The following is a 229-nucleotide window of genomic DNA, read 5'->3' as shown; positions in this document are numbered from 1 at the left end:
AGGCGAATTGCAATCGATCACGAAAACACTAGGCACGATCAACGCGAAACTAGAAAACGCAGCCTACACGGAAGAACAACAAGACGTGGCCCAATTGCTGCAAAGTATCGATGAGAATCTGAATACGCGTTTTGTAAATACGGCCGTTCTAGGTACATCATTAAGCGAGATCTCACAAACAACACTGGAATACGCGAATAAAACGGATCAATACGAAACAGATTTTGCC

The 229-nt window shown here is 43.7% G+C and carries 1 protein-coding gene; it reads left to right on the top strand.

Going from position 1 to position 229, the window contains the following annotated elements; all coding sequences use genetic code 11:
- Nucleotides 1-229 (top strand): hypothetical protein (locus SB753_RS42320; RefSeq protein WP_410805862.1); only part of this gene is annotated, 229 nt, incomplete at both ends.

This window comes from Paraburkholderia sp. SIMBA_053, from assembly GCF_046534895.1.
GTDB classification, from domain to species: Bacteria; Pseudomonadota; Gammaproteobacteria; order Burkholderiales; family Burkholderiaceae; genus Paraburkholderia; species Paraburkholderia caledonica.
Note: the sequence above shows the minus strand (reverse complement) of the source record. Positions and strands in the feature narration are given on the sequence as shown.